Source organism: Haloplanus sp. GDY1, assembly GCF_023703775.1.
Classification (GTDB): domain Archaea; phylum Halobacteriota; class Halobacteria; order Halobacteriales; family Haloferacaceae; genus Haloplanus; species Haloplanus halophilus.
In genome coordinates this window covers 517,610-544,361 of record NZ_CP098514.1, presented here as the reverse complement: position 1 = coordinate 544,361, position 26,752 = coordinate 517,610, and the positions used below count along the sequence as shown (strand labels likewise).

25 protein-coding genes and 1 pseudogene are annotated in these 26,752 nt (G+C 71.2%); 21 read left to right on the top strand and 5 right to left on the bottom strand.

Going from position 1 to position 26,752, the window contains the following annotated elements; translation table 11 throughout:
* Positions 1-166 precede the first annotated feature (166 nt).
* From NBT67_RS02965 to NBT67_RS02880, 18 genes and pseudogenes are all read left to right on the top strand, one after another.
* Entirely contained in the window at positions 167-751 is a 585-nt protein-coding gene (locus NBT67_RS02965; protein WP_251343328.1) for a hypothetical protein, read from the top strand.
* Positions 748-1,380, top strand: coding sequence for a QcrA and Rieske domain-containing protein (locus NBT67_RS02960; protein WP_251343327.1), 633 nt, complete (start codon positions 748-750; stop codon positions 1,378-1,380). The genes NBT67_RS02965 and NBT67_RS02960 overlap by 4 nt, the downstream gene beginning before the upstream one ends.
* A 2-nt stretch (positions 1,381-1,382) precedes the next feature.
* Positions 1,383-2,771 carry a cytochrome b gene (locus NBT67_RS02955; protein ID WP_251343326.1) on the top strand — a complete coding sequence of 463 codons (1,389 nt, stop codon included), beginning with the start codon at positions 1,383-1,385 and terminating at the stop codon, positions 2,769-2,771.
* Complete coding sequence (locus NBT67_RS02950) at positions 2,764-2,961, top strand: DUF8120 family protein (protein ID WP_251343325.1); 198 nt, start codon at positions 2,764-2,766, stop codon at positions 2,959-2,961. Before NBT67_RS02955 ends, NBT67_RS02950 begins: the two co-directional genes overlap by 8 nt.
* Positions 2,954-5,851, top strand: coding sequence for a nitrate reductase subunit alpha (gene narG / locus NBT67_RS02945; RefSeq protein ID WP_251343324.1), 2,898 nt, complete (start codon positions 2,954-2,956; stop codon positions 5,849-5,851). Before NBT67_RS02950 ends, narG begins: the two co-directional genes overlap by 8 nt.
* Complete coding sequence (gene narH / locus NBT67_RS02940; RefSeq protein WP_251343323.1) at positions 5,848-6,897, top strand: nitrate reductase subunit beta; 1,050 nt, start codon at positions 5,848-5,850, stop codon at positions 6,895-6,897. Before narG ends, narH begins: the two co-directional genes overlap by 4 nt.
* Positions 6,890-7,723, top strand: coding sequence for an ethylbenzene dehydrogenase-related protein (locus NBT67_RS02935; RefSeq protein ID WP_251343322.1), 834 nt, complete (start codon positions 6,890-6,892; stop codon positions 7,721-7,723). Before narH ends, NBT67_RS02935 begins: the two co-directional genes overlap by 8 nt.
* The gene (locus tag NBT67_RS02930) at positions 7,723-8,406 is read left to right on the top strand and encodes a molecular chaperone TorD family protein (protein WP_251343321.1); all 684 of its coding nucleotides are present in this window, start codon (positions 7,723-7,725) and stop codon (positions 8,404-8,406) included. The genes NBT67_RS02935 and NBT67_RS02930 overlap by 1 nt, the downstream gene beginning before the upstream one ends.
* Positions 8,403-9,236, top strand: a complete 834-nt coding sequence (locus tag NBT67_RS02925) for a DUF8068 family protein (protein WP_251343320.1) — start codon at positions 8,403-8,405, stop codon at positions 9,234-9,236. The genes NBT67_RS02930 and NBT67_RS02925 overlap by 4 nt, the downstream gene beginning before the upstream one ends.
* The gene (locus NBT67_RS02920; RefSeq protein WP_251343319.1) at positions 9,233-10,090 is read left to right on the top strand and encodes a HEAT repeat domain-containing protein; all 858 of its coding nucleotides are present in this window, start codon (positions 9,233-9,235) and stop codon (positions 10,088-10,090) included. The genes NBT67_RS02925 and NBT67_RS02920 overlap by 4 nt, the downstream gene beginning before the upstream one ends.
* Positions 10,087-11,316: a P-loop NTPase gene (locus NBT67_RS02915; RefSeq protein WP_251343318.1), complete on the top strand. Its 1,230-nt coding sequence runs from the start codon at positions 10,087-10,089 to the stop codon at positions 11,314-11,316. The genes NBT67_RS02920 and NBT67_RS02915 overlap by 4 nt, the downstream gene beginning before the upstream one ends.
* Positions 11,317-11,356: 40 nt before the next feature.
* Positions 11,357-12,319, top strand: coding sequence for an NADPH:quinone reductase (locus NBT67_RS02910; protein ID WP_251343317.1), 963 nt, complete (start codon positions 11,357-11,359; stop codon positions 12,317-12,319).
* 41 nt (positions 12,320-12,360) lie between these two features.
* Positions 12,361-13,068, top strand: coding sequence for an SDR family NAD(P)-dependent oxidoreductase (locus tag NBT67_RS02905; protein ID WP_251343316.1), 708 nt, complete (start codon positions 12,361-12,363; stop codon positions 13,066-13,068).
* Positions 13,069-13,151: 83 nt separating this feature from the next.
* Positions 13,152-14,489: a sodium-dependent transporter gene (locus NBT67_RS02900; protein WP_251343315.1), complete on the top strand. Its 1,338-nt coding sequence runs from the start codon at positions 13,152-13,154 to the stop codon at positions 14,487-14,489.
* A gap of 69 nt (positions 14,490-14,558) precedes the next feature.
* The gene (locus tag NBT67_RS02895) at positions 14,559-15,971 is read left to right on the top strand and encodes a sodium-dependent transporter (protein WP_251343314.1); all 1,413 of its coding nucleotides are present in this window, start codon (positions 14,559-14,561) and stop codon (positions 15,969-15,971) included.
* 119 nt (positions 15,972-16,090) lie between these two features.
* The gene (locus tag NBT67_RS02890) at positions 16,091-17,635 is read left to right on the top strand and encodes an acyl-CoA carboxylase subunit beta (protein ID WP_251344327.1); all 1,545 of its coding nucleotides are present in this window, start codon (positions 16,091-16,093) and stop codon (positions 17,633-17,635) included.
* Position 17,636: 1 nt separating this feature from the next.
* Positions 17,637-17,885: pseudogene (locus NBT67_RS02885) on the top strand (DUF8022 family protein); the annotation flags it as partial.
* 140 nt (positions 17,886-18,025) lie between these two features.
* Positions 18,026-19,582, top strand: coding sequence for an ATP-binding protein (locus NBT67_RS02880; protein ID WP_251343312.1), 1,557 nt, complete (start codon positions 18,026-18,028; stop codon positions 19,580-19,582).
* A 42-nt stretch (positions 19,583-19,624) separates the two neighbouring features.
* Here NBT67_RS02880 and NBT67_RS02875 read toward each other — a convergent pair whose 3' ends face one another.
* Genes NBT67_RS02875 through cofD form a run of 5 tightly spaced genes read right to left on the bottom strand, consistent with a single transcriptional unit; the run spans position 19,625 to position 23,137 of the window.
* Positions 19,625-19,819, bottom strand: a complete 195-nt coding sequence (locus NBT67_RS02875) for a 30S ribosomal protein S17e (RefSeq protein WP_251343311.1) — start codon at positions 19,817-19,819, stop codon at positions 19,625-19,627.
* Positions 19,820-19,843: 24 nt separating this feature from the next.
* Complete coding sequence (locus NBT67_RS02870; RefSeq protein ID WP_251343310.1) at positions 19,844-20,449, bottom strand: DUF447 domain-containing protein; 606 nt, start codon at positions 20,447-20,449, stop codon at positions 19,844-19,846.
* On the bottom strand, positions 20,446-21,345 hold the full coding sequence (locus NBT67_RS02865) for a triphosphoribosyl-dephospho-CoA synthase (RefSeq protein WP_425498888.1): 900 nt from the start codon (positions 21,343-21,345) through the stop codon (positions 20,446-20,448). Before NBT67_RS02865 ends, NBT67_RS02870 begins: the two co-directional genes overlap by 4 nt.
* Positions 21,342-22,130, bottom strand: a complete 789-nt coding sequence (locus NBT67_RS02860) for a tRNA-dihydrouridine synthase (RefSeq protein WP_251343309.1) — start codon at positions 22,128-22,130, stop codon at positions 21,342-21,344. Before NBT67_RS02860 ends, NBT67_RS02865 begins: the two co-directional genes overlap by 4 nt.
* The gene (cofD, locus tag NBT67_RS02855) at positions 22,130-23,137 is read right to left on the bottom strand and encodes a 2-phospho-L-lactate transferase (RefSeq protein ID WP_251343308.1); all 1,008 of its coding nucleotides are present in this window, start codon (positions 23,135-23,137) and stop codon (positions 22,130-22,132) included. The genes NBT67_RS02860 and cofD overlap by 1 nt, the downstream gene beginning before the upstream one ends.
* A gap of 101 nt (positions 23,138-23,238) precedes the next feature.
* Between cofD and NBT67_RS02850 the strand changes: the two genes are divergently transcribed.
* The 3 genes from NBT67_RS02850 (at position 23,239) to dnaK (ending at position 26,745) form a co-directional block, all read left to right on the top strand.
* Complete coding sequence (locus NBT67_RS02850) at positions 23,239-23,982, top strand: proteasome assembly chaperone family protein (protein ID WP_251343307.1); 744 nt, start codon at positions 23,239-23,241, stop codon at positions 23,980-23,982.
* 45 nt (positions 23,983-24,027) lie between these two features.
* Positions 24,028-24,663: a nucleotide exchange factor GrpE gene (locus tag NBT67_RS02845; RefSeq protein WP_251343306.1), complete on the top strand. Its 636-nt coding sequence runs from the start codon at positions 24,028-24,030 to the stop codon at positions 24,661-24,663.
* 159 nt (positions 24,664-24,822) lie between these two features.
* A complete protein-coding gene (dnaK, locus tag NBT67_RS02840) occupies positions 24,823-26,745 on the top strand; it encodes a molecular chaperone DnaK (RefSeq protein WP_251343305.1) in 1,923 nt (640 codons plus the stop codon).
* Positions 26,746-26,752: the final 7 nt, after the last annotated feature.

Below are 26,752 nucleotides of genomic sequence, written 5' to 3'. Positions count from 1 at the left end.
GACCCGCGAGGGGCATCCGCCGTGGGCGTCTGGGGGCCCGTCATAAGCGTGGTCCCGAACGCCGTTCCCACGTCATTAGAACTCTCGGTGACACTTACACCGGACAGTCGGAAGATCATCGCGAGCGGATCGTCCGTCCGGACCGACCCGCAACGACTCCCAAGCCATGAGACGGAACACGCTACTGATCGGCGCGATGATCGTCACGGTCCTGTTGCCGATGTGGTTCGTCGCGCTCCACGGCGAACCGCCGTCCGAGGAGGTGGCCATCGACGAGAGCGTCACCGACATCCGGCCCCTGCAGGGCTTCGTCGACACGCCGAACAAACTCTCGCCGAGCCAGGTCGGCGTGATCGTCTGGGTCGCCCTCTTCGGGCTGATCGGCGTCCTGACCGCCGTGCATCGCTTCATGAACGACGCCGTGAGGCCCCCCGACGACGCGGACGCGCGTCCGGCGGCGGACGGCGGCGCCGTCACGCTGCCGTGGCTGGAGACGGAGCGGCGCTGGATCGTCGAGTACCACGACGCCTCCGACGCCATCGAGGGGCTGGTCGCGATGGGCGGGCTGACCGTCCTCGCCATCGTCTTCGCGGCGCTTTTCACCGGCGAGTACCTGACGCTGGCCCGGACGCAGTACTTCGGGCTGTACGCCACGGGCATGTTCACGTCGCTGGCGCTGTCGACGGTCGCCTACTACGCGTGGTTCATGCCCCACATCGAAGTCGCCGAACACCGGGGGCACGAGCGATGAGCGACGACGAGTGCGGGGACTGCCCCTGCAGCGGCGACGCGACCCGCCCGAGCATCTACACGGATCGCCGGGCACGCATGGAAGTCCAGCGGCGCGACGTCGCGAAGCTCCTCGCGACGGTGGGGGGCCTGACGGCCGTCGCGAGCCTCACCGCACCGCTCGCCGGACTGACGCAGGTGTTCGAGCGAGGGTACAGCGGCCCCGTCTACTCCGACGGCGTCACCCTCGTCGACGGCGACGGGGAACCGATCGCCGAGGATCGACTGGCCGAGGGCGAACAGCTCACGGTCTTCCCCGAACCCCGACCGGGCATCGAGGACGCGCCGACGCTCCTGGTCCGCTACCCGGAGAGCGCCTACGGCGACGGGACGAACGTTGCCTTCACCGTCAGCGGCTACGCGGCCTACTCGAAGGTGTGTACCCACGCCGGATGCATGGTGTCGGACCGCGAGGGCGACACGCTGGTCTGTCCCTGTCACTTCGGGAAGTTCGACCCGACTGCGGGGGCGGCGGTCGTCGGCGGCCCGCCGGGGCGACCGCTCCCACAGCTCCCGATCACGCTGTCGAGCGACGGCTACCTGGTCGCGACGGGCGACTTCGAGGGCGCCGTCGGGCCGGGGGGTGGGTAGCGATGGCCGACTCCCGCGCCGAGCGCCTGTACGACTGGTTCGACGCCCGCCTCGACCTGGAACGGGGTCGGACGTTCCTCGGGAAGGCGTTCCCGGCGGAGGACTCCTTCCTCCTCGGGGAGGTCGCCCTGTTCTGTTTCCTCTTTCTCGTCCTCTCGGGGGTCTTCCTCGGGTTCTTCTACGAGCCCTCGACCTCGGACGTGGAGTACGACGGGAGCGTCGCGGAGTATCAGGGCGAGGAGATGCCCGAGGCGTTCGTCTCCGTGCTGCACATCACCTACACCGTCCCCTTCGGCATGTTCATCCGCCGGCTCCACCACTGGGCGGCCCACCTCTTCGTCGCCTCGATCGGCTTGCACATGTTACGGGTCTTCTTCACGGGGGCGTACCGCAACCCCCGCGAACCCAACTGGGTGGTCGGGACGGGACTCGCGGTGCTGGCGATGGGCGCGGCCTACACGGGCTACGCGCTCCCCTTCGACGAGTTCGCGGCCACGGCGACGAGCATCGGCTACAACCTCACCGTCTCGGTGCCGCTCGTGGGCGACTTCCTCGGCGAGATCGTCTTCGGCGGGCAGTTCCCCACGAGCGCGACCATCCCCCGCCTGTACTTCCTCCACGTCCTCGTCATCCCGTCGGCCATCGCCGTCGGCCTCGCCGTCCACATGGCGATCCTGATTCGCCAGAAACACACGGAGGCGCCCCGGGACGGCGACGTGGAGGCCGGGGACCGGACGGTCGACCGTGACGACGACGGCGTCATCGTCGGCCTGCCCGCGGTGCCGAACCAGACCGCCGTCTCGGCGGTGGTGTTCTTCCTGACCGCCGCCACCCTGTCGGCGCTGGCAGGCCTCCTCCCCGTCCACAACGTCGCGGAGTACGGCCCGAACGACCCCGCGGCCACGCCGGAACTCATCATGCCCGACTGGTTCCTGATGTGGGTGTACGGCTTCCTGAAACTGCTGCCGACGTGGCTCTCCTTCTCGGTCGGGCCGATCCACGTCTCCACCGAGTTCCTCGGCGGCATCGTCCTCCCCGGACTCGTCTTCGCCGCCATCGTGGCGTGGCCCTTCGTCGACCGCACCGATCCCGTCCACTTCACTGCCGACCCGCTGGCCCGCCCCCGACAGACCGCCGTCGGCGTCGCCGCCGTCGCGTTCGTCATGATCGCCTCCATCGCGGGGATGAACAACATCCTCGCCGAGGCGGTGCTGGGGACGTCGACGGGCGTCGTCAACCCGATTCTGACGGCGGCGCTGGTCGGAGTGCCGCCCCTGTTCGCGGGGATCACGTATCTGCTCCTGCGCGGGGACGGGAACGGGGACGGCGCGGACCCGGCCGCGAACGACGACGTCGCCGACGAGACGGCGGGAGGTGGGAGCGATGACTGAGACCGACCCCCCGGTCAGCCTGTCGCTCTCGGATCGGCGGTACAGCCTGCTGGACACGGCGAGCAAACTGCTCGGCCTCGGCCTCGTGGCCGTGGGCCTCGACGCCGGCGGGGGAACGCCCGTCGGCCTCGCCCTCGCCGTCGTCGGCGCCGCCTGTGCGACCGCGACGGCCTTCGTAACCAATGAGTGACAACGTGAACGACGACCCGGACGGTACAGGAATCGGCAGACGTGACTTCGTGAAGGGCCTCGGCGTCGCCTCCTTCCTGGGGGCGACCGGCCTCTCCTTCGCGGACGACGGGATGAGCGGCCTGCAGGCCGTCGACGATCCCATCGGGAACTACCCGTATCGCGACTGGGAGGACCTCTACCGCGACGAGTGGGACTGGGATTCGGTCGCCAGATCCACCCACAGCGTCAACTGCACGGGGTCGTGTTCGTGGAACGTCTTCGTCAAGGACGGCCAGGTCTGGCGCGAGGAGCAGGCCGGCGACTACCCCACCTTCGACGAGAGCCTCCCCGACCCCAACCCGCGTGGCTGCCAGAAGGGCGCCTGTTACACCGACTACGTCAACGCGGACCAGCGCGTCCTCCACCCGCTCCGCCGCACCGGCGAGCGTGGCTCCGGCCAGTGGGAGCGGATCAGCTGGGACGAGGCGCTGACCGAGATCGCGGACCACGTCATCGACGAGGTGCAGGCGGGACGCTACGACGCCATCTCGGGCTTTACCCCCATCCCCGCCATGAGCCCCGTCTCCTTCGCCTCGGGCAGCCGGCTCGTCAACCTGCTCGGCGGCGTCTCCCACAGCTTCTACGACTGGTACTCGGACCTTCCGCCCGGGCAACCGATCACGTGGGGGACCCAGACGGACAACGCCGAGTCGGCCGACTGGCACAACGCCGACTACATCGTCGCCTGGGGGTCGAACATCAACGTCACGCGCATCCCGGACGCGAAGTACTTCCTCGACGCGGGCTACGAGGGAGCAAAGCGGGTGGGGATCTTCACCGACTACTCCCAGACCGCCATCCACACCGACGAGTGGCTGGCACCCGACGGCGGCACCGACACCGCCCTCGCGCTGGGCATGGCGCGCACCATCGTCGAGGAGGACCTGTACGACGAGGCCCACCTGAAAGAGCAGACGGACATGCCGCTGCTGGTCCGCGAGGACACGGGGAAGTTCCTGCGGGCCGACGAGGTGGGGCTGGCGACCGGTGCGAGCGATCCCGGGAAGGTGTTCGTGATGGTCGACGCCGACGGGACCCTGCGACCCGCGCCGGGATCGCTCGGCGACCGCGACGGGCAACACGACCCCTCGGCCAGCATCGAACTCGACTTCGACCCGCGGCTGTCGGTCGAGCGATCGGTCGAGGCTGACGACGGCACCGTCACGGTGCGCTCGGTGTGGGCCAACCTGCGGGACGAACTGTCCAAGTACACCCCGGCGGCCGTCCACGAGGAGACGGGGGTCGGCGAGGACACCTACCAGCGGATCGCCCGCGAGTTCGCCGAGGCCGACGCCGCGAAGATCATCCACGGCAAGGGCGTCAACGACTGGTACCACAACGACCTGGGCAACCGGGCGCTCCAGTTGCTCGTGACGCTGACCGGCAACCTCGGCGACCCCGGGACCGGCCTCGATCACTACGTCGGCCAGGAGAAGATCTGGACGTTCCACGGCTGGCAGGTCCTCTCGTTCCCGACCGGGAGCGTCCGGGGCGTGCCGACGACGCTGTGGACCTACTTCCACGCGGGCATCCTCGACAACACGGACCCCGACACGGCCGAGAAGATCCGGGAGTCGATCGACCGGGGCTGGATGCCCGTCTACCCCAGCGAGCGCGAGGACGGCTTCCGGCCCGACCCCTCGACCCTGTTCGTCTGGCGGGGCAACTACTTCAACCAGGCCAAGGGCAACGTCGCCGTCGAGGAGCAACTCTGGCCGAAACTCGACCTCGTGGTCGACGTGAACTTCCGGATGGACTCGACGGCGATGTACTCGGACATCGTCCTGCCGGCGGCCAGCCACTACGAGAAGTACGACCTCTCGGAGACGGACATGCACACCTACGTCCACCCCTTCACCCCGGCGGTGGAGCCGCTGGGCGAGGCGAAGACGGACTGGGCCATCTTCCGCGACCTGGCCGAGACGATCCAGGAACGCGCCCGGGAGCGGGACGTCGACCCCGTCGAGGACCGGCAGTTCGACCGCACCATCGACCTCACGACCGTCTACGACGACTTCGTGCGCGACTGGGAGACGGGCGAGGACGGGGCGCTGGTCGAGGACCGGGCCGCCGCGGAGTTCATCCTCGACCACTCGGAGGAGACCAACCCGAGCGACACTGACGAGCGGATCACGTTCGAGGAGACGGTCGATCAGCCCCAGCGCCTGCTGACGGCCGGCGACCACTGGACCTCGGACATCGAGGACGGCGAGGCGTACGTCCCCTGGCAGCAGTACGTCCACGACAAGGAGCCGTGGCCGACGTTCACCGGCCGCCAGCAGTACTACATCGACCACGACTGGTTCCTCGAACTCGGCGAGGAACTCCCGACCCACAAGCGGGGGCCGGAGTCGACCGGCGGCGACTACCCCCTCTCCTACAACACGCCCCACGGCCGGTGGTCGATCCACTCGACGTGGCGGGACGACCCGAAGATGCTCCGCCTCCAGCGCGGCGAACCGGTGGTCTACCTCAACCCCGAAGACGCCGCCGAGCGCGGCATCGAGGACGGCGACACGGTCGAGGTGTTCAACGACCTCGCGAGCGTCGAGGTGCAGGCGAAAATCTACCCCTCGGGGGAACCGGGGACGCTTCGCCAGTACTTCGCGTGGGAGAAGTTCCAGTACCCCGACCGGGAGAACTTCAACTCCCTCGTGCCGATGTACATGAAGCCGACGCAACTGGTGCAGTACCCCGAGGACACGGGCGAGCACCTCTACTTCTTCCCGAACTACTGGGGGCCGACCGGCGTCAACAGCGACGTGAACGTCGACGTGCGGCCCGCGGGGGTCGCCGACGACGAGCCGGCGGCTCATCGGACCCCGTCCGATGGAGGTGATTCCGAATGAGCACCAACGACGACACCACCGTCGACGTCGCGGAGGGGATCGATCACCAGGTCGCGATGGTGATGGACCTCAACAAGTGTATCGGCTGTCAATCGTGCACCATCGCCTGCAAGAGCCTCTGGACGGAGGGGGGTGGCACCGACTACATGTACTGGAACAACGTCGAGACCAAGCCCGGCGAGGGCTACCCCCGCGGCTGGGAGGAGTCCGGCGGCGGGTGGACCAGTGACGGCGAGCGCGAGACGGGCGAAATCCCCTCCCGCGAGGAGTACGGCCGCCCCTGGGAGTTCAACCACTCCGAGATCATGTACGAGGGGAGCGACGAGCCCCTGCGCCCCCGCGAGGACCCCGAGTGGGGACCCAACTGGGACGAGGACCAGGGCGCCGGCGAGTACCCCAACAGTTACTACTTCTACCTGCCCCGGATCTGCAACCACTGCACCCACCCCTCCTGCGTCGAGGCCTGCCCGCGACAGGCGCTCTACAAGCGCGAGGAGGACGGCATCGTCCTCGTCGACCAGGAGCGGTGTCGGGGCTACCGCTACTGCGTCGAGGGGTGTCCGTACAAGAAGGTGTACTACAACACCGTCTCGAAGAAGTCGGAGAAGTGCATCTTCTGTTACCCCCGGCTGGAGGGGGAGGGACCGGACGGGGAGACGTACGCCCCCGCGTGTGCGGAGGAGTGTCCGCCCCAGCTCCGGCTCGTGGGCTTCCTCGACGACGAGGACGGCCCCATCTACAAGCTGGTCGAGGAGTACGAGGTGGCCCTCCCCCTGCATCCGGAGTTTCGCACCCAGCCGAACGTCTACTACATCCCCCCGTACGCCCCCGGCCAGCACACGGAGGACGGCGAGTCGGTGGACGTCGACCGGATCCCGCGGGGCTACCTCCGGGAACTGTTCGGCGACGGCGTCGATCAGGCGCTCAACACCATCGAGCGCGAGCGCCAGCGCGCCCGGCAGGGCGAGGACAGCGAACTGATGGAGCTACTCCAGCACAAGAACCCGGCCAAGCAGTACCGACTGGGAGTCTTCGACGATGACTGAGGAGCGACTGCGCGCGCTGCTGACGGCGGCGCTCGTCGGCGCTCTGGTGGTCACGGCCACCGTCGCGGTACCGCCCGCCGACGCCCGTCCGGCCCACGAGATTCCGGTCAGCACGGTGCCGGACGCGGACCTGTCGCGGACGAACGCGTCCGGGTGGTCGACGGTGCCCGCCGCGGACGTGGCGCTGTCGAGCGCACCGAGCGGCGTGCCGAACGCCGGCGACACGTCGATCGATCGGGTCCACGTCCAGGCCGCCCGGAGCGGCGACCGGTTCCACGTCCGCCTCCAGTGGGAGGATCCGACGCGGAACGTCACCGCGGGGTCGCCCCGGAGTTTCATGGACGCGGTGGCGGTGCAGTTCCCGGTGAACACGAGTTCGCGCCCGCCCATCGCGATGGGCGGGCGTGACAACCGGGTGAACGTCTGGTACTGGAGCGCCGACGGCGCGACGCAGGAACTGCTCGCGGGCGGCGCGGGCACCACGACGGCGTTCCCCTCGCCCGCCGTCGACGCGAACGCGACGTACGCGAACGGCACCTGGACGGTGGTCTACACCCGCGACGTCGCCGCGCCGAGCGAGAACCGGACGGCCCTCGACGCCGGGGACCGACTCGACGTCGCCGTCGCCGTCTGGAACGGCGGCAACGACGAGCGCGCCGGCCGGAAGGCCGTCAGCGAGTGGCACTACTTCCCGACCGGACCCGGTCCCGAGGGGCCGCCCTACCAGACGCTGCTCTGGACCGTCGCCGGCGTGGCCATCGTGGCCGTCGTCGGCGTGACGGCCTTCGGCGTCCTCCGGGCGCGGGGCGGCGGGGGTGAGAGCTGATGGCCGCGACCGACCCCGGCGACGGGACGCCCATCGACCGCGACGCCGCGGCCCGGGGCACGGTGTACGCGACGCTCGCCCGCGCCTTCCGGCATCCCGACCGGGAGTTCCGCGACGCCGCCGCGAGCGGGACCCTGCGCGACGACCTGTCCCGGTGTCTCGACCACACCGGCCTCGACGTCGCCGTGCCGTCCCTGGCGACCGACGACGACTACGAGACGCTGGCGGCCCGGTACAACGACCTGTTCGAGGTCGGATACGCGGAGTACGAGGACCGGACCGACGGCACGCTCGACTCGGAGGGGCCGCCCGTGCCGCTCTACGAGTCGAAGTACCGCCCCGACCACTCGTGGAACGACGTGAACCTCGACTTGGCCCGGGCGTACGACTACTACGGCCTGGAGATAGACGCCGCGGACCGCGACAACCACGACGCCCTGCGGTACGAACTGGAGTTCGCGGGCTACCTGGCGCGCCGGGAGGCGGCGATGGCTGGCAGCGACGCGGCCGCCGCCAGACTCGACTTCCACGACCGCCACCTCGGCCACGCCGCCGCGGGAATCGCCGAACGGATGGTCGACGAACCCGGCACCGACGTCTACGGCGAACTGGCCGCGCTGCTCGAGGCGTTCGTCCGTGCCGACCGCAACGACCTCGCGACCCGACTGGAGGGGTCGGGATGACGGCGGGAGCGACCGCCACCCGGCGCTGGAACCCCCCGGTTCCGGAGGATCGACGGCGAGCGGTCGTCGGCGCGGCGACGGGCGTCGCGGCGCTCGCGGTCGTCGGGCGGTTCCTGGTGACGGCGCTCGTCAACGCCCCGTCCGGGGCGGCCCTCGGCGTCGAACCGGTCGCGGCCGGGGCGACGGCCGTCGCGGCGCTCGCGGCGGTCGGCCTCGCGCTGACCGAGCGCGACCCCGCCGCGGGCGTCGGCCTGCTGTTCGTGGGCGTGTTCGGCCTCCTGTCGCTCGCGACGCCCGCCGTCGCGGCGCCCGCGGCCGTCGCCGTCGTCGCGGGGACGGCTGCCGTCGCCGTCGCCCACCGCGATCGGCTGGCGAACGTCCGAGGGGTCGTGGTCGGCGCGCTGCTGGTCGCGCTGGCGGTGAGCCTCGCCGGCGGCGTCGGCGGGGTGGTCGGGCTCCGACGGCTCGGATCGACGCTCGCGCTCGCCGCCGTCGCCGCGTCGCCGGCGTTCGCGGCGCCGTCGGCCCGCTCCCTGCTCGGCGGCGGCGTCGCGGCCGCGGCCGTCGTCGCCGCCGGCCTCTCCCTGCCCTTCGTCGTCGGCGCGGTCACCCTCGTCGGCGGCGGGGTCGTCGGCGCCCCGCTCCCGGTCGTCGCCCTCGCGGCGGGCGGGGCGACGACGGCGGCGAGCGCCGCGGTTCGGCGACGGGAGTGGCCGCTGCTCGCGGGAGTGGCACTCCTCGCGTTCGCCGGCGTGCCCGCGGCGCTTCCCCGCGCCGTCCCCTTCGCGCTTGGGGTCGCGGCGCTCGCGCTCCGGGAGGCGAGACGATGACCGACGACGAGTTCGAGAAGCGTCTGGCGGAGGAGCCCGATCCCGGCCTGCATCCGGAGCGGAGTCCGGGCTTCGGGAGCGACATCGAGGCCCTGGAGGACATCGAGGTGAGCCGCGACGACGTGACCATCGGCGAGGCGTCGCCGGCGGAGCTGTCGGCCGCGGACACGGAACCCGTTGCGGACAGCGAGGCCGCGGCGCTGCTCGACGACCTCTCGGCCGACGACCCGGTCGACCGCCGCCGCGCCGCGCTCGCGCTGACGGAGGAGCCGACGACCTCGGCCGTCGTCTCGGGGCTCGCGCGGGCGGCGACGACCGACCCCGACGCCGACGTGCGGCAGTTCGCCGTGGAGGCGCTCACGGCCCACGGGGGCGACGGGAGCGGCGCGACCGGCGAACGCGCCGCCGCCGTCGCCCTCGAACGGCTCGACGACGACGACCCGTGGGTCCGGGCCGAGGCGGTCGTCGCCCTCGACAACCTCGACCGGGAGGCCCACGAGACCGACATCGAGGGCGCCGTCGACGACGACCACCACGCGGTCCGCCGGAACGCCGCCGTCTCCCTGTTCAAACTCCGGGGCGAGGCGATGGCCGACCGGCTGCTGGACCTGAGCCGCGACGAGAGCGAACGGGTCCGCGAGTGGGCGGCCCACATGCTCGGCGGCGTCGACGCGGACCGCGCCCGCGACCGGTTGCGGGAACTGACCGACGACCCCGCGACGGTGGTGCGGGAGACCGCCGAGCGGGCGCTGGAGGCCGACCCGGCGCGGTTCCGCCGGAACTTCGGCGCCCTGGAGAACGACGGCCGGCTACTGCCCGGCGAGGACCGACTCAACCGCATGCCCGACCTATGACGGACACCACGACACTGACCGAACGAGTCGAAGCGGCGCTCAGAACGGTTCGCGACCCGGCGGCGGACCTCTCCGTCTTCGAGGCGGGGTTCGTCGAGAACCTGACCGTCGAGGACGGCGAGGTGACGGTCGGGATGGAGCTGACAGCCCTCGACGAGGGGACCAGCCAGGGAGTCGTCGAGGCCACCCTCCGCGCCGTCGACGACGTGGCGGGCGTCGAGAGCGTCCACGTCGAGCGCGCGGCGCCGTCGAGCGAGGGGCGCGCGAGCGTCGAGGCGTTCGACCGCGTCGTCGCCGTCGCGAGCGCGAAGGGGGGCGTCGGCAAGTCGACGGTGGCGACCCACTTGGCCTGTTCGCTCGCCGCCGACGCGGCGGTGGCGCTGTTCGACGCCGACATCCACGGGCCGAACGTGCCGACCCTGCTGGACGTGAGCGGGCCGGTCCACTCCAGCGAGGAGGGCGACCCACTCCCGGTCCGCCGGGACGGGATGGACGTGATGAGCGTCGGCCTCATGGAGTCGGGGGCACCGCTGGCCTGGCGGGGCGCGATGGCTCACGACGCGCTCTCGGACCTCTTCGAGAACACGGCGTGGCGCAACGACGACGTCCTGGTGGTGGACCTGCCGCCGGGCACCGGCGACGTCGTGCTCACGACGCTGCAGGAGGTCCCCGTCGACGGCGTCGTCGTCGTCACGACGCCGTTCCACGCCGCCGTCTCCGACACCGAGCGGACGGTCGAACTGTTCCGCGACAACGACGTGCCCGTCCTCGGCGCCGTCGTCAACATGGCGGAGTACGTCTGTGACTGCTGTGGCGAGCCGAACGACCTGTTCGCCGAGGACGCCCTCGACGGCCTGGACGCGCCCGTCCTCGCGGAGCTCCCCTTCGCGCGGGAGTTGCAGGGCCGCCCCGACCCGGGCGACGTGCCGGCGGCCGTCGCGGACCTGGGGGAGCGAACCCTGGACGCCCTCGACGACGCGGGCGAGGTGGACGTCCCGGACGGCGCCGTCGACATCCGCGGGGCCGCGCCGCAGGAGCGGAAAGAGCGGGTGCGCGAGCGGTTCGAATCCCTCGACGCGGGCGAGCGGTTCGTCCTCGTCAGCGACCGCGACCCGACGCCGGTCGGCGGCTTCCTGAGCCGACTCGCGGGGGAGCCACCCGAGGCGTTCGAGATCGAAGTCCGGCGGGCGACGCCGGACGACTGGGTGCTGGAGGCGGTCAGGTAGGTCGCCCACCTTTATTCGGCCGCTCCGCGTAGTCGTCGCCATGCGCGCGGTTCGATACCACGAACACGGCGGTCCCGAGGTACTGCGAGTCGACGACGTCGACCGGCCCGAACCGGGGGCGGGGGAGGTCCTGATCGAGGTGGCGGCGGCGGGGATCAACCCCGTCGACACCTACTTCCGCGAGGGAGCGTACGAGCCGTTCACCCTGCCGATGGTTCCCGGCGTCGACGCCGCGGGCGACGTCGTGGCGGTGGGCGAGGGCGTCGAGGGCGTGAGCGTCGACGACGCCGTCGTCGCCACCGGCCTGAGCAAGGACCACTACGGCGCCTGTGCGGAGTACGTCGCGGTCCCGAGCGACCGGTTCGCCCTCCTCCCCGCTGGCGTCGACCCGACGGCCGCGGGGGGCGCGGGCGTCGCCGCGGTGACGGCGTGGCGCGCGCTGATCGATCACGCGGGCCTCGAACCCGCCGAGACGGCGCTGATCCACGGCGGTAGCGGGGGCGTCGGCCACGCGGCCGTCCAGGTGGCCGCCGCGGCCGGCGCGCGGGTCGTCACCACCGCGGCGCCCGCGTACCACGACCGCCTCGAATCGCTCGGCGCCGACGCCGTCCTCGATTACGCGCGGGACGACCTGCGCGAGGCCGTCGGGGACGCGAGCGGCGGCGGGCCGGACGTGATCCTCGACCACCGCCTCGACGACTACCTGCAGTTCGACGCCGACGTGGCCGCCCACGACGCTCGGATCGTCGGCATCGGCGAGAACGACCCCGCGGTCGGCTTCACGAACGACGGCGTCGCCCGCGGGAAGGACCTCACCTACCAGTTCATGAGCATGTTCAACACGCCGGCCCTGAGCGAGCCGCTCGGTCGGATCGCGACCCTGCTCGGGGAGGGCGACCTCGAGATCGTCGTCGACCGCACCTACTCGCTGTCGGCGGTGGCCGACGCCCACCGCGACGTGATGGAAGACAGCTTCCTCGGCAAGCTGGTCGTGACGCCCTGAGGGGCGGCGAACTTTTGCGTCTCGGTACCGAACGACGCGGCATGTCCGTATCCTTCGACTTCGGTGACCGCGTCGTGCTGGTGACGGGGGCGTGTGGCGCCCTCGGGAGCGCAATCGCGAGGGCCTTCGACGACGCCGGCGCGACGGTCTGTGGCGCGGACGTACTCGACCCCGAGGACGAGGACGCCCTCGTCGACCCCGCGGTTCTCGACTACTACCGGGGGGACTTCACCGACGAGGACGACGTGGAACGGGTGATCGAGGCCGTCGTCGACGACCACGGCGGACTCGACCACCTCTGTAACGTCGCGGGGACCTGGCGCGGCGGGACGCCGATCCACGAGACGGACGCCGAGACGTTCGACTTCCTGTTCGACGTGAACCTGAAGACGATGTTTCTGGCGTCGAAACACGCGCTGCCGCACCTGCAGGAGGCCGAGGGCACCGTCGTCAGCGTCTCGGCCCGCTCCTCGCTCTCGGGCGGCGAGGGCGACGGTCCCTACCGCGCGTCGAAGGCGGGGGTACGCCTCCTCACCGAGACGGTCGCCGAGGAGAACGAGGGGGTGGTGCGGGCGAACGCCGTCATGCCGAGCGTCATCGACACGCCCGCGAACCGCGAGATGATGCCCGACGCCGACCACGACGCGTGGGTCGACCCCGCGACCATCGCGCGGACGGTGCTGGCGCTCTCCTCGGAGGCCACGGCGGCGACGAGCGGCGCGGCGGTGCCCGTCTACGGCGAGGCCTGACCGGGAGGCGATCCGATACGACCGCTGACAGGATCGAGAGCGGATCGTGAGCCTTTTTTTCGTCCTGTGGGAAGCCGCCGGCCATGTCACAACGAGAGACGTGGGCGACGAGAGTGGGGTTCATCCTCGCTGCCGTCGGGAGCGCCGTCGGACTGGGTAACGTCTGGCAGTTCCCGTTCCAGACGGGGGCGAACGGGGGCGCCGCCTTCATCGTCGTCTACCTCGCAGCCGTCTTCCTGATCGGCTTTCCCGCCATGCTGGCGGAGTTCGTCGTCGGCCGGCGCGCCGAGCGCAACCCGATAGACGCCTTCGCTCGCCTCGGCCACCGCAACTGGAAGGTGGTCGGCCTCCTCGGCACCGTCTCGGCGTTCTGGATCCTCTCCTTTTACAGCGTCGTCGGCGGCTGGGTCATCCGGTACGTCGTCGGCAGCGCCACGGGGGCCTACTTCTCCGGATCCGAGGCCTACTTCGGCGCCATCGCCGCCGGCCCCGAGGCGGTCGGGTTCCACGCCCTGTTCATGGCGCTGACCGTCGGCGTCGTCGCCTTCGGCGTCACGGACGGCATCGAGCGGTCGACGAAGCTGATGGTGCCGAGCATCGTCCTCCTGCTGGGCGGCCTGGCCGTCTGGGCCGGCACGCTGGAGGGGGGCGCCGCGGGCTACGCCTACTACCTCTCCCCGGATCTCGACGCCTTGCTCGCCAACTTCGGGACCATCCTCCCCGCCGCGGTCGGACAGGCCTTCTTCACCCTCTCGCTCGGGATGGGCGCGATGATCACCTACGCCTCCTACCTCGGCCGCGACGACTCCCTGCCGACCGACGGCGCGACCATCGTCGTCCTCAACACGTTCGTCGGCCTGCTGGCGGGGCTGGTGGTCTTCCCCATCCTCTTCTCGCTGGGCATCGAACCCGGGAGCGGCGGCCTCGGCGCCGCGTTCATCACGCTCGCCGGCGCGTTCGCCCAGCTCCCCGCCGGCCGGCTCCTGGGCGTCGTCTTCTTCGTCGTCCTCCTGCTGGCCGCGCTCTCCTCGGCGATCAGCCTGCTGGAGGTGGTCACCTCCTACCTCGTCGACAACACCGACCGCTCGCGCTCGTCGCTCGCCGTCGCGCTGGGCGTCGCCATCTTCCTCCTCGGGGTGCCGAGCGCGCTCGGCGTGCCCATCCTCTCGTGGTACAACGCCATCGCCTACAACCTCCTCCTGCCGCTGTCGGTGTTCGCCCTGCTCGTGTTCGTCGGCTGGGTCGACACCGACGACGCCGTCGCCGAACTCCGGCGCGGGACGGGACTGAGCGAGAACGGCGCCGTCGCGTGGCTGCTGTTCGTCCGCACGCTCGTTCCACTCGGCGTCTTGGTGACGCTCCTGCTCGGCCTGCAGACCCTCGCCGTCAAGGCGGGGCTGCTGGCCGCGCCGCTCGTCTAGGGGCGTCTCAGTCGGCTGACGGCTTCGGACTCGAAACCCACTTCACGGGGGTTCTCCGACGGTGTGGTAATGGCACGAGAGACGTGGGGTACGCGAACCGGCTTCATCCTCGCCGCCGCGGGCAGCGCGGTCGGCCTGGGGAACATCTGGCGGTTCCCCTGGATGACCGCCGAAAACGGGGGCAGCGCCTTCCTGCTCGTCTACCTGGTCGTGGTGCTGGCCGTCGGCGTCCCGGGACTGCTCGGCGAGTTCGTCATCGGGCGGCGGGCGCGGCGCAACCCCGTCGGCGCGCTGCGTGACCTCTCGGGGTCGCGGGCCTGGGGCGCCGTCGGCGGCGTCTCCGCGATCACGGGCGTCGCGCTCCTCTCCTTTTACAGCGTCGTCGGCGGCTGGATCCTGCGCTACCTGCTGGTCTCGCTCGTCGGCCCCTTCACCGGCGGCGCGGCCTACCTCGGCGCGCCGGGGACCTACTTCGAGACCGTCTCCTACGGCGTCGAGGCCGCCGGGTTCCACCTCCTCTTTCTCGCGCTCACCGGCCTGATCGTCCTCGGCGGCGTCCGCCGCGGCATCGAACTCGGGACGAAGGTGATGATGCCCGCCGTCCTCGCCCTGCTGGTGGGGATGGCGGTCTGGGTGTCGACACAGCCCGGCGCCGGCGCCGGCTACGACTTCTTCCTCACCTTCGACCTCGGAACGGTGCGGGCGAACTTCTTCTCGATCCTCGGGCCGGCCGCCGGGCAGGCGCTCTTTACCCTCTCGGTGGGCGCCGGCACCATGATCACCTACGCCTCCTACCTCGGCGAGGATCGGTCGCTCCCCTTCGACGGGTCGGTCATCGCCCTGCTCAACACCGGCGTGGGCGTCCTCGCGGGCCTCGTCGTCTTCCCGCTGCTGTTCTCGCAGGGGATCGACCCCGGCAGCGGCGGTCCCGGGGCACTGTTCGTCGGCATCGCGGGGGCCTTCGCGGCCCTGCCCGGCGGGTCGCTCCTGGCGATTCTGTTTTTCGGCGTCGTCGCCTTCGCCGCGCTGTCGAGTTCGATCAGCATGCTCGAGATTCCGGTCGCCGTCCTCGTCGACGAAGTCGGGTGGTCGCGCCGGCGGGCCGTGGGGGCGCTGCTTGCCCTCGTCGCGACGACGGGGACGGTCACCGCCCTCCGGCCCGCGCTCTTCAACGTCGTCGCGGGCACGCTGGTCGACCTGCTCCTGACGGGCGGGCTCGTCGCCTTCCTGCTGTTCGCGGGGTGGGTCCTCGGCCGCGACGCCATCGCGGAGTACGCGACCGGGGCGGGGCCCCTGGCGACCCGCTTCGGCACCCCCTGGCTGCTCGCCATCGGCGTCGCCATCCCGCTCTTTCTGGTGTTCACCCTCCTGACGACGCTGGGGGTCGACGCCCGCATCGGGTTCTGGCCGACCGTCGGCGCCGCCGCCCTCGTCGTCGGCGTCGTACTGCTCGGTCTGCGCCGCGGTCGCGCGGCGGTCTGACCGGGTCGCCGGATCGGCCGACCCCCGAAACCGGAGCCGGCGGCCGTCCGACACGGGGCGGAATCCTTTTGCCGCCAGTCGAACCTTTTGTGCAGTATGACAGGTGGTCGGCCATGACCATGGACGAGCGGATCGAGGAACTCCGCGAGAAGCGGGAGCGAGCGCTCCTCGGCGGGGGGGAGGACCGCATCCAGTCCCAACACGACAAGGGGAAGATGACCGCCCGGGAGCGGATCGACTACTTCCTGGACGACGGCACCTTCACCGAGTTCGACCAGTTTCGGACCCACCGGACCCACAAGTTCGGCATGGAGGAGAAGAAACTCCCGGGCGACGGCGTCGTCACCGGCTACGGCGAGGTGAACGGGCGGAAGACGTTCGTCTTCGCCCACGACTTCACCGTCTTCGGCGGGTCGCTCGGCGAAGTGATGTCCGAGAAGATCTGTAAGGTGATGGACAAGGCGATGGACGTGGGCGCACCCATCGTCGGCCTCAACGACTCGGCTGGCGCCCGGATTCAGGAGGGGGTCCGTAGCCTCGCCGGCTTCACCGACATCTTCCACCGCAACGAGCAGGCCAGCGGCGTCGTCCCCCAGATTTCGGGCATCATGGGACCCTGTGCCGGCGGCGCGGTCTACTCCCCCGCCATCACCGACTTCATCTTCATGGTGAAGGACACGAGCCACATGTTCATCACCGGGCCGGACGTCATCAAGACGGTCACCGGCGAGGAGGTGACCTTCGAGGAACTCGGCGGCGCGGTCACCCACGCCTCGGAGACGGGCGTCGCCCACCGCGCCTTCGAGGACGAGGAGACGGCCCTCGACAACATCCGCCGCCTGCTCTCCTACCTCCCGCAGAACAACGTCGAGGACCCGCCGCGGGTCGACCCCTGGGACGACCCGGACCGCTCGGCCGACGAACTCGTCGACGTCGTCCCCGACCAGCCACAGAAGCCCTACGACATGACGGACGTGATCGGCGACGTCGTCGACGAGGGCTCGTTCTTCGAGATTCACGGCGACTGGGCGAAAAACGTCGTCGTCGGCTTCGGCCGTCTGGACGGCCACTCGGTCGGCGTCGTCGCCAACCAGCCACGGTCGAACGCCGGCACGCTCACCGTCGACGCCAGCATGAAGGCCTCGCGGTTCGTCCGCTTCTGTGACGCCTTCAACGTCCCCATCCTCACGTTCGTCGACGTGCCCGGCTACATGCCCGGCACCGACCAGGAACACCGGGGGATCATCCGCCACGGCGCGAAACTGCTCTACGCCTACTCCGAGGCGACGGTGCCCCTGTTGACGGTCATCACGCGGAAGGCCTACGGCGGGGCCTACTGCGTCATGGCGTCGAAACACCTCGGCGCGGACGTGAACTACGCGTGGCCCACCTCGGAACTCGCGGTCATGGGGCCGGAGGGCGCCGTGAACATCCTCTACAGCGACGAACTCGACGACGCGGACGACCCCGAGGCCAGACGCCAGGACCTCGTCGAGGAGTACCGCGAGGAGTTCGCCAACCCCTACACCGCCGCCGACCGCGGGTTCATCGACGACGTGATCGAACCGCAGGACACCCGGACGCGCCTGGTCGACGACCTGCACATGCTCAAGACCAAGCGGGTGTCGAACCCGGAGAAGAAACACGGCAACATCCCGATCTGAGATGGAACTGGACATCCCCGACGACGCCGACGACGAGGAGGCCGCGGCCATCGCCGCCGCGGTGGGCGCGCACGTCCGCGACAGCCACCTCGCCGCGGCGGCGGCCGCGGAGTCGGCCGAGGAGACGTGGGACGGGAAGCGCTGGCCGTTCGCCGGACGGATCGAAGGGCTCCAGGGGCGGTCGGTCCGGGTCCCCGACGGGACGCCGACGGACGCCTGGGCCGCCTCGGGCCGGACCGACCGGTTCTGACGCCGGTCTCGCCGACGGCCGGGGAGGCGAGTCGTGACACCGAGCCGATCAGTTTTCCGCCGATCGAGGAGCCGGCTGCCGATTTTCGCGGCCGACGCGGTCCAGTACGCATATACAGGTACCGCTCGAAGGAACCTGCCGTGAGCGGAACACACGGGGGCTCGGACGACGGCGGCGTCGGAAGCCCCGTCGGGAACGGCCTCGTCGGCTTGCTGACCGACTCCGCCCGAACTGCGGGGCTGACGGGGTGGCTGGCGTCGCGGTTCGAGGCCGTTCCGGTCGTGTGGCGTCGTCGCCTCGGCGGCGGCACCGTGGCCGGGGTCGGCCTCCTCCTGATCGGGGTGCCGGTCGTCCACGCGGTCCAGCACTCGGTCTCCGTCGAGGGGGTTCTCGGCGACCTGCTGCCCCTCGGGTTCGGCGTCCTGTTGCTCCTGGCCGGGGCGTGGCTGCGCTGGGGTGCCGACGACGACATGGCGCCGGTGGTGGCGGCGTTCTGGGTCGTGAGTAGCCTCCTGGTGAGCGGCGCCGTCTCGCTGTACGTCCTCGGCCTGCACGCGGCCCACGGCCACGTCGTCGAGTCGCCCTCGTTTCTCGTGTTCGACATCGCCGCGACGGGCGCCGTCGCCGGACTCCTCATCAGCCGCTACGACGTGCGGGCACGGACCCGTCACCGACGGCTGAGCGAGCAGGAACGCCAGTTCCGGGCCGTCTTCGAGGGGACGCTCGACGCCCTCGTCATCACCGACGACCGGGGGCGGTACGTGGCGGCGAACCCGGCGGCCGCCGACCTGTTCGGCCTCCCCCGGTCGGAACTGGTCGGCAGACGGATCGAGGAGTTCGCACCCGAGGGGACGGACGTGGAGGCACAGTGGACCGCGTTCCTCGAGGAGGGTGGGCAGCGCGGCGAGTTCGAACTCGTGCGTGCGGACGGCGAGACCCGGACCGTCGCCTACGCCGCCACCTCGAACGTCCTTCCGGGCCGGCACCTCTCGGCGCTGCGGGACGTGACCGAGCGCACCGAGCACCAGCGGGAACTCGACGCGGAGCGTGCCCGGATCGAGTTCCTGAATCGGCTGCTCAGGCACAACGTCCTCAACGGGATGAACCTCGTGCTGGCGAAACTCGACGCGCTGGCGGCGGCGGTGCCCGAGGAGCGACGCGGGGACGTCGACGTGGCCCGCCACCGGAGCGAGGAGATCGTCGACCTGGTCCAGACCGCGCGGCGTCTCTCCACCGACGTCGCCGGAGGGACGGCCGAACGGCGGGTCGACCTCACGGACGTGCTCTCGGACGCGGTGGCGGACCTCCGGGAGTCCTACCCCGAGGCGACCGTCGAGTTCACCCCGCCGACCGCCGACCCCCAGGTCCTGGCCGACGACATGCTGGGGACGGTGTTCGACCACCTCCTGACGAACGCGGCCGAACACAACGATCCGGCGTCGCTGCGCGTCACCGTCGGCGTCGAGTGCGACGCGGAGACGGTCACGGTGAGCGTCGCCGACGACGGCGTGGGCATCCCCGCCGACCGCCGCGAGCAACTGTTCGACGACGGGTTCGGCCACGACCGCGACTGGGGTGGGTTCGGGCTCTCCATCGTCGACGTGCTCGTCGACAGGTACGGCGGCCACGTGCGGGCGGCGGCCAACGAGCCCAGCGGCGTCGTGTTCCACGTCGAACTCCCGCGTGCCGACGCGTAGCCGTCGCTCGGGGCGAGGGTGATCTGAGAAGGTTCCGCCGAGTCAGGCCGAAGCGGCCGCGCTCGACTTCTTCCGCGTGATGTAGCCCGCGATGCGGTTGCGGACGCCCTTCGATTCGACGTTCGTCAGCTTGGAGACGCTCTCCTTGTTCGTCTCGAAGTCCGTGTTGAACGCCTCCGGATACCGCTCCAGCAGGATGCCGCCGAGCTGTTTGACGTATTTGGGTTTGATGGCCATACCGACACGTGTGCCGCTGGGCCACTAAAGCGATTCGTTCCGTCGCTCCCGCCACCCGGTCAGGTCGTCGATGCGGGCGAAGGCCGCCCGCTCCGCCGGCCCGCCACAGCGGTCGACCGTCTCCGCGAAGTACGCGAGGCGGTCGAGCAGGGTCGCGGTGTCGTACGCGGGCACGTCCAGCCGCGAGGCCGCCACCGTCGCGTCGACGACGGCGGCGAACCCGCGGTCGATCGTCGGGACCGACTCCTCGCGGACGGCCGACTCGACGGGCGAGAGCGCCCAGCGCACCCACTCGGTGCCGCCCTCCTCGCCCGCGTCGAGGCGCTCGACCGTCACCTCGACCCACGCGGCGGCCCCCTCGCGGACGGGGTCGTCCGTCTCGGTCACGTCGAGAGCAGCGTCCACGAACTCCCGGGGGTCGGTCGTGAACTGGACGACACCCCCACCCCGGCGCTCGAAGTTTCCCCGCGTTCGGGTGCGTCCCCACGTCGTCGCCGTCACCGGTTCGCCGGCGTCGTCGGGGGCGTGCAAGCCGAGCGCCGCCTGGTTCCAGCGGCCGTTCGGGCCGAGCGTCGCCACGACCGACTCGGTGACGCCGCGGAGGGAGACGGGCCAGTCCGCGCCGCTCACACCGGCACCCCCCGTTCGAGGGCGACGAAGGCCGCCGCCGCGGTGCAGTCGGCGGTCGTCCCGGGGTTGATCCCCTCGTCGTGGAACGCCTCGGCGAGGTCCTCGGCGGCGTCCAGGTCGCCCCGAACCGCCGCGGCCCGGCGGCTCGCCTCGCGTGCCGCGTCGTCGCCGTGTTCGACCGCCACGAGCGTGTCCGGCCGCTCGGCCAGCAGGTCGAGGAAGGCCCGCGCGAGGCGGTCGGTGACCGGCCCCTCGTCGTCGCGGACGGCGCCGGCGGCCGCGAACGTGCGCTCGAACCCCGTCGTCCACTCCCGGGCGTTGCCGTCGCGGTCGGCGCTCAGTTCCATCACGTCCGCGAGCGTCAGCCCCCGCGCCCGGAGGTCCGGCACCGCGTCGGCGCCGCGTCGCACGTCGAGGGCGTCCGCGTCCGGCGGCGGGTCGCCGACGGCCACGTCCACGTGTTCGAAGGCCCGATAGAAGGCCGCCGCGTCGTCGACGGTGGTCGACTCGACCACCTCCCGGGCGCCGGCGGGCGAGAGCCGATCCGTCGCGGCCGCCCGAACCAGCGGAACGAGCAGGAGGAGACAGCCGAACTGCGTGTTGTCGCCGTCCTGCTGGCTCATGCCCCGAACCGCCCGCTCGAACGCCTCGCCGAGGGGTGGACGGCCGTCGTCGGATCCCTCGCCCGCGGCCAGTCGGAGGCCGGGACGGGCACCCACGGCGCCCGCGAGGAAGTGCTCGAACCGCAGGTCGTCGTGGTCGCGGCGGCGGTCCACGTTGCCCGGTTTCGGCGTGCTCGCCACCTCCAGCAACAGCGCGAGTTCGGCGTGGTCGACGGGCGTCATGTCGGGACGGGGGTGAGCGCGTCCCGACGGGCGGTCACCCTCGCCGCTCATCCCGGCACCTCCGGCTCCCGGTCCCGCTCTCGCTCCCGGTCGAGGGTCGCCCCGTCCTCGGCCGCGCGGCGCCACCAGTCGTCGACGGCGCGGGCGACCCGCCGGAGGACCGCCGGATCGTCGCTCGGCCGGCCGACGCTGACGCCGTCGGCGCCGTAGGCGAGGTACTCCCACGCCGTCGCCCGGTCGCGGACGCCGTTGTTGGCGACGACGACGGCGTCGCTCGCGGCTGCGACGGCGGCGATGACCTCCTCGCTGTCCATCGCGTCGACGTGGATGGCGTCCGCGCCGGCGGCCGCGACCCGCCGGGCCGTCTCGGGCAGGTCGACCCCGTCGACTTCGGCCCGCACCTTCACGCTCACCGTCGCGCCGGCCTCGCTCGCGGCGGCGACGTAACGCTCCAGACGCCCCGTGTCGCGGAGGAGCCGTTCGCCACAGCCGGCGGCGCACAGCTCCTCCTGCCGGCAGTGGGCGTTGATCTCGACGACGGCGTCGTGGCGGGCACAGACCGCGGCGGCCTCGCGGACGGGGTCGAGGGTCGCGCTCCGGACGTTCAGTCCCGGGCGGATGGGGGCCTCCGAGAGGGCGGCGAGTTCGGCGTCCGCGAAGGCCAGCGGGTCGTCGGGGAGGAACTCCCGGCGACCGCGGGCCACCAGGTCGCGGGCCGCGTCGCGGGAGGCGTCGTCGACGGCGAGGCCGCCGAGGAGGGCGAGGTCGGCGAACGCCGCGCCGTCGCGGGCCCACTCGGCGTCCGACGCGCCGCTGAGGCTGGCGAGCGCGAGCATCAGGCCACCTCCGCGAGGGCGTCGGCGACCGCGCGGACGACGCGTTCCGCGTCGTCGGGGCCGTCGATCCGAGTGTCGGTCCGCACGACCGGGCGGTCGAGGTCGGTGTCGTCGGCGGCGTCGAGGACGAACGCGTCGGCGAAGGGGTAGGCGTCGGCGACGCCGGCGGTCGACGGCTCCCGCCCGATCCCGCGCATGAGGTCGGCGGCCGGCCCGGAGAAGACCTCGTCCTCGACGAACGGCGAGACGGCGACGACCGGCGTCGAATCGAGGGCGTCGTCGACGCCGGGGAGCGCCCGGATCGGGCCGACGCTCGTGACCGGGTTCGAGGGGCCGATCACCACCGCGTCGTCGAGGGCGTCGCGGACGGCCGGGGTCGGGGACGCACGGCTCGCCCCGCGGAACTCCACGTCCTCGACGGCCGGATCGGCGCGGCGGGCGACCCAGTACTCCTGGAAGTGCATCGCGCCCGCCTCGGTGTGGACGATGGTCGCCACGGGATCGTCGCTCATGGGCAGGAGGTCGGCGGTGAGGTCGAAGGCGTCGGCGAGGCGACGCGTCACCTCGGTCAGGGTCAGCCCCTCGTCCAGCAGGCTGGTGCGGGTGACGTGGACGGCCCGGTCGCGGTCGCCGATCTCCATGAACTCCGCGACGCCGGAGAACCGGCGCCAGCGGGCGAGGCGGCGGCCGGCGGTCTGGCGGTCGGGGGGGAGGTATCGGGGCGCGGGATCGCCGTCGCCGTCGGCCAGTCCGGCGGCCGCGGCGAGTCGGCCGAGTTCCTCGTGGGTCGCGGTCGTGTCGCCGTCGATGCCCCACCACCGGTCGCGGTCGATCACCCCACCGCCTCGGAAGAGGACGGTGTCGAGGTCGGGACAGACCAACAGCCCGCCGAGTTCCACGTCGTCGCCGGTGTTGGCGACCACCGTGACCGCCTCGGGGTCGAAGGCGGCAGCCACGCCGTCCAGGAGTTTGGGGGTGCCCGTCCCGCCGGCGAGAAACGTGACCATGCGCGCAGTAGCGCGCGGGTGGATTTGTGCCTTTGGGGGCGCGGCGATCACCCCGGCGACCCGACGCACGATACTTACGACGCCGTCCCGAAGGGACGGACATGAGCGGCATCGAGGTCCTCCGCGACGACGTATCGCTCGACGCGCCGACGCTGATCGAGGGGTTGCCGGGCGTCGGCCTCGTGGGGAAACTCGCGACCGACCACCTCGCGGAGACGTTCGGCATGGTCCACTACGCCAACGTCCACTGCGACGGCCTGCCGCCGGTGGCGACCTACGAGGGGGGCGACCGGGAGCTGACGACCCCGGTTCGCCTGTACGCCGATCGGGAGCGGGACCTGCTCGCCCTCCGGAGCGACGTGCCAGTCTCGCCGGCGGCGGCCCAGGAGTTCGCCACCTGTCTGTCCGAGTGGTACACGGACGGCGAGGTGACGCCCGTCTACCTGAGCGGGATCGGTCGGGAGCGCGACGAGGAGGAGACGCCGGCGCTGTACGGCGTCGGGATCGGCGAGGGGAGCGAACGGCTGGCCGCGGTGGGTATCGAGGCGCCGGAGGAGTCGGGCGTCGTCTCGGGGCCGACGGGCGCCCTGTTGAGTCACGCGGTGCGGACCGGCCGGACGGCGGTGGGGCTGATCGTGGAGTCGACGCCGCAGTTCCCGGACCCGGAGGCCGCCGCACGCCTGATCGAGGAGGGCATCGCGCCGCTGCTCGGGGTCGAGATGCCGGTCGACGACCTGCGGGACCACGCCGAGGAGATCAGGCGGGCCAAGCGCCGACTCGCGCGGCAGATGCAGGAGGCCGAGGAGACCAGTTCGCAGGCGCGGCCGCTCGGGATGTATCAGTGAGCGCGTTCTGCAAGTCTTAAGCGACCCGAGGCGTTTCCTTCGACCATGCACGAGGATGCGGCCGACGGCACGACGACGGACGGCGCCGCGCCCGAGGAGGAGGCGGCCGACACGGTCGGCGAAACCGATCCCGACGAGCGCGAGACGGCCGCCGACCTGGCCGAGCGCGTCGGCGAGTACGACGCCGACCTCGGTGCGGCCGTCGCGAACCTCGAGGAGCGCATCGAGGACCTCGAGGCGGAACTCGAGGAGGAACGCGCCCGCGCCGACGACCTGGAGTCGCGACTGAAGCGCAAGCAGGCCGACTTCCAGAACTACAAGAAGCGGACCGAGCGACAGAAAGAGGAGCTCAAGGAGCGCGCCACCGAGGACTTCGTGGCCCGGCTGGTGCCGGTGCGGGACGACCTGGTTCGGGCCCTCGAACAGGACGACGACGTCGACATCCGCGACGGCGTCGAGTCCACGCTGGCGTCGCTCGACCGCGTCCTCGAATCGGAGAACGTCTCGGCCATCGAACCGAAACCGGGCGACGAGGTGGATCCGACGCGCCACGAGGTGATGATGCGCGTCGAGAGCGACCACCCCGAGGGGACGGTCGTCGACGTCTACCGTCCCGGCTACGAGATGGCGGGGTCGGTCATCCAGGAGGCGCAGGTGACGGTCAGCGACGGGTCGGCGTAGCGCGGGCGCCGGAGTGCTGAATTGCAGTTCTACATAAATGGTGTTGGTAACGGATGACGAGCGAACGCGAAATCGGGGGACGGTGTCGACCCGGGCTGGAGCGCAATCTCGGCCCGTCTAGTAACCTTTAACCGACCTAAACCGGTAATCACGGACAAGATGGCGAGCAACAAGATTCTGGGTATCGACCTCGGGACCACGAACAGCGCGTTCGCGGTCATGGAGGGAGGCGATCCGGAGATCATCGTAAACGGCGAGGGCGACCGGACGACGCCCTCCGTCGTCGCCTTCACCGACGACGAACGGCTCGTCGGGAAGCCGGCGAAGAACCAGGCCGTCCAGAACCCCGAGCGGACGATCCAGTCGATCAAGCGCCACATGGGCGAGGAGGACTACAGCGTCGAGATCGACGGCGAGGACTACACGCCGGAACAGATCTCGGCGATGATCCTCCAGAAGATCAAGCGGGACGCGGAGGAGTACCTCGGGGACGAGGTCGAGAAGGCCGTCATCACGGTGCCGGCGTACTTCAACGACCGGCAGCGACAGGCGACGAAGGACGCCGGCGAGATCGCCGGCTTCGACGTCGAGCGCATCGTCAACGAGCCGACGGCGGCGTCGATGGCCTACGGCCTCGACGACGAGTCCGACCAGACCGTCCTCGTGTTCGACCTGGGCGGCGGCACGTTCGACGTCTCGGTGCTGGACCTCGGCGGCGGCGTCTACGAAGTGGTCGCCACGAACGGGGACAACGACCTCGGCGGCGACGACTGGGACCAGGCGATCATCGACCACCTCGCCGAGGAGTTCGAGAACGAGCACGGGATCGACCTCCGCGAGGACCGCCAGGCGCTCCAGCGGCTGAAGGACGCCGCCGAGGAGGCCAAGGTGGAACTCTCCTCGCGCAAGGAGGCCGACATCAACCTGCCGTTCATCACCGCGACGGACGACGGGCCGGTCCACCTCGAAACGTCGCTCACCCGCGCGAAGTTCGAGTCGCTGACGAGCGACCTGCTGGAGCGGACGGTCGAACCCACCGAGCAGGCACTCGAGGACGCCGGCTACTCGAAAGGGGACATCGACGAGGTGATCCTCGTCGGCGGGTCGACGCGGATGCCGCAGGTCCAGGAGAAAGTCGAGGAACTCGTCGGCCAGGAGCCGAAGAAGAACGTCAACCCCGACGAGGCGGTCGCGCTGGGCGCCGCGATCCAGGGCGGCGTCCTCGGCGGCGAGGTCGACGACATCGTCCTGCTGGACGTGACGCCCCTGTCGCTCGGGATCGAGGTCAAGGGCGGCCTGTTCGAGCGCCTGATCGAGAAGAACACCACGATCCCGACCGAGGAGTCGAAGATCTTCACGACCGCGGCGGACAACCAGACGATGGTGCAGGTGCGGGTCTTCCAGGGTGAGCGCGAGATCGCCGAGGAGAACGAACTGCTCGGCGAGTTCCAGCTGACCGGCATCCCGCCGGCGCCCGCGGGCACCCCGCAGATCGAGGTCTCGTTCAACATCGACGAGAACGGCATCGTCAACGTCGAGGCCGAGGATCAGGGCTCGGGCAACGCCGAGTCGATCACCATCGAGGGCGGCGTCGGCCTCTCCGACGAGGAGATCGAGCGGATGCAGGAGGAAGCCGAGGAACACGCCGAGGAGGACCAGCAGCGCCGCGAGCGGATCGAGGCCCGCAACGACGCCGAGAGCGCGATCCAGCGCGCCGAGACGCTGCTCGAGGAGAACGAGGAGAACATCGACGACGACACCCGCGAGTCCGTCGAGGAGGCCGTCGCGGAGGTCGAGGAGACCCTCGACGACGAGGACGCGTCGGCCGAGGAACTGACTGACGCGACCGAGGCACTGTCGGAGGAGCTCCAAGAGATCGGCAAGCAGATGTACCAAGAGCAGGCCCAGCAAGCCCAGGCCGGCGCGGGCGGTGCAGGCGCGGGCGCCGGTCCCGGCGGCATGGGCGGTATGGGCGGCATGGGCGGTGCCGGCCCCGGTGCAGGTGCCGATCCGGGCGACGGCGACGAGTACGTCGACGCCGACTTCGAGGAGAAAGAGGACGAGGGCGAGGACGACGCGTAGTTCCCGA

What these genes read in the sequence shown, in the direction of transcription:
- NBT67_RS02865 (WP_425498888.1), bottom strand. Translation starts at nt 21,345, where the DNA reads ATGAGCGGCGAGGGTGACCGCCCGTCGGGACGCGCTCACCCCCGTCCC.
- NBT67_RS02860 (WP_251343309.1), bottom strand. Translation starts at nt 22,130, where the DNA reads ATGCTCGCGCTCGCCAGCCTCAGCGGCGCGTCGGACGCCGAGTGGGCC.
- NBT67_RS02950 (WP_251343325.1), top strand. Translation starts at nt 2,764, where the DNA reads ATGACTGAGACCGACCCCCCGGTCAGCCTGTCGCTCTCGGATCGGCGG.
- NBT67_RS02905 (WP_251343316.1), top strand. Translation starts at nt 12,361, where the DNA reads ATGTCCGTATCCTTCGACTTCGGTGACCGCGTCGTGCTGGTGACGGGG.
- NBT67_RS02845 (WP_251343306.1), top strand. Translation starts at nt 24,028, where the DNA reads ATGCACGAGGATGCGGCCGACGGCACGACGACGGACGGCGCCGCGCCC.
- NBT67_RS02935 (WP_251343322.1), top strand. Translation starts at nt 6,890, where the DNA reads ATGACTGAGGAGCGACTGCGCGCGCTGCTGACGGCGGCGCTCGTCGGC.
- NBT67_RS02895 (WP_251343314.1), top strand. Translation starts at nt 14,559, where the DNA reads ATGGCACGAGAGACGTGGGGTACGCGAACCGGCTTCATCCTCGCCGCC.
- NBT67_RS02925 (WP_251343320.1), top strand. Translation starts at nt 8,403, where the DNA reads ATGACGGCGGGAGCGACCGCCACCCGGCGCTGGAACCCCCCGGTTCCG.
- dnaK (WP_251343305.1), top strand. Translation starts at nt 24,823, where the DNA reads ATGGCGAGCAACAAGATTCTGGGTATCGACCTCGGGACCACGAACAGC.
- NBT67_RS02930 (WP_251343321.1), top strand. Translation starts at nt 7,723, where the DNA reads ATGGCCGCGACCGACCCCGGCGACGGGACGCCCATCGACCGCGACGCC.
- NBT67_RS02890 (WP_251344327.1), top strand. Translation starts at nt 16,091, where the DNA reads ATGGACGAGCGGATCGAGGAACTCCGCGAGAAGCGGGAGCGAGCGCTC.
- NBT67_RS02965 (WP_251343328.1), top strand. Translation starts at nt 167, where the DNA reads ATGAGACGGAACACGCTACTGATCGGCGCGATGATCGTCACGGTCCTG.
- NBT67_RS02955 (WP_251343326.1), top strand. Translation starts at nt 1,383, where the DNA reads ATGGCCGACTCCCGCGCCGAGCGCCTGTACGACTGGTTCGACGCCCGC.
- NBT67_RS02875 (WP_251343311.1), bottom strand. Translation starts at nt 19,819, where the DNA reads ATGGCCATCAAACCCAAATACGTCAAACAGCTCGGCGGCATCCTGCTG.
- narH (WP_251343323.1), top strand. Translation starts at nt 5,848, where the DNA reads ATGAGCACCAACGACGACACCACCGTCGACGTCGCGGAGGGGATCGAT.
- NBT67_RS02960 (WP_251343327.1), top strand. Translation starts at nt 748, where the DNA reads ATGAGCGACGACGAGTGCGGGGACTGCCCCTGCAGCGGCGACGCGACC.
- narG (WP_251343324.1), top strand. Translation starts at nt 2,954, where the DNA reads ATGAGTGACAACGTGAACGACGACCCGGACGGTACAGGAATCGGCAGA.
- NBT67_RS02850 (WP_251343307.1), top strand. Translation starts at nt 23,239, where the DNA reads ATGAGCGGCATCGAGGTCCTCCGCGACGACGTATCGCTCGACGCGCCG.
- NBT67_RS02920 (WP_251343319.1), top strand. Translation starts at nt 9,233, where the DNA reads ATGACCGACGACGAGTTCGAGAAGCGTCTGGCGGAGGAGCCCGATCCC.
- NBT67_RS02910 (WP_251343317.1), top strand. Translation starts at nt 11,357, where the DNA reads ATGCGCGCGGTTCGATACCACGAACACGGCGGTCCCGAGGTACTGCGA.
- cofD (WP_251343308.1), bottom strand. Translation starts at nt 23,137, where the DNA reads ATGGTCACGTTTCTCGCCGGCGGGACGGGCACCCCCAAACTCCTGGAC.
- NBT67_RS02915 (WP_251343318.1), top strand. Translation starts at nt 10,087, where the DNA reads ATGACGGACACCACGACACTGACCGAACGAGTCGAAGCGGCGCTCAGA.
- NBT67_RS02900 (WP_251343315.1), top strand. Translation starts at nt 13,152, where the DNA reads ATGTCACAACGAGAGACGTGGGCGACGAGAGTGGGGTTCATCCTCGCT.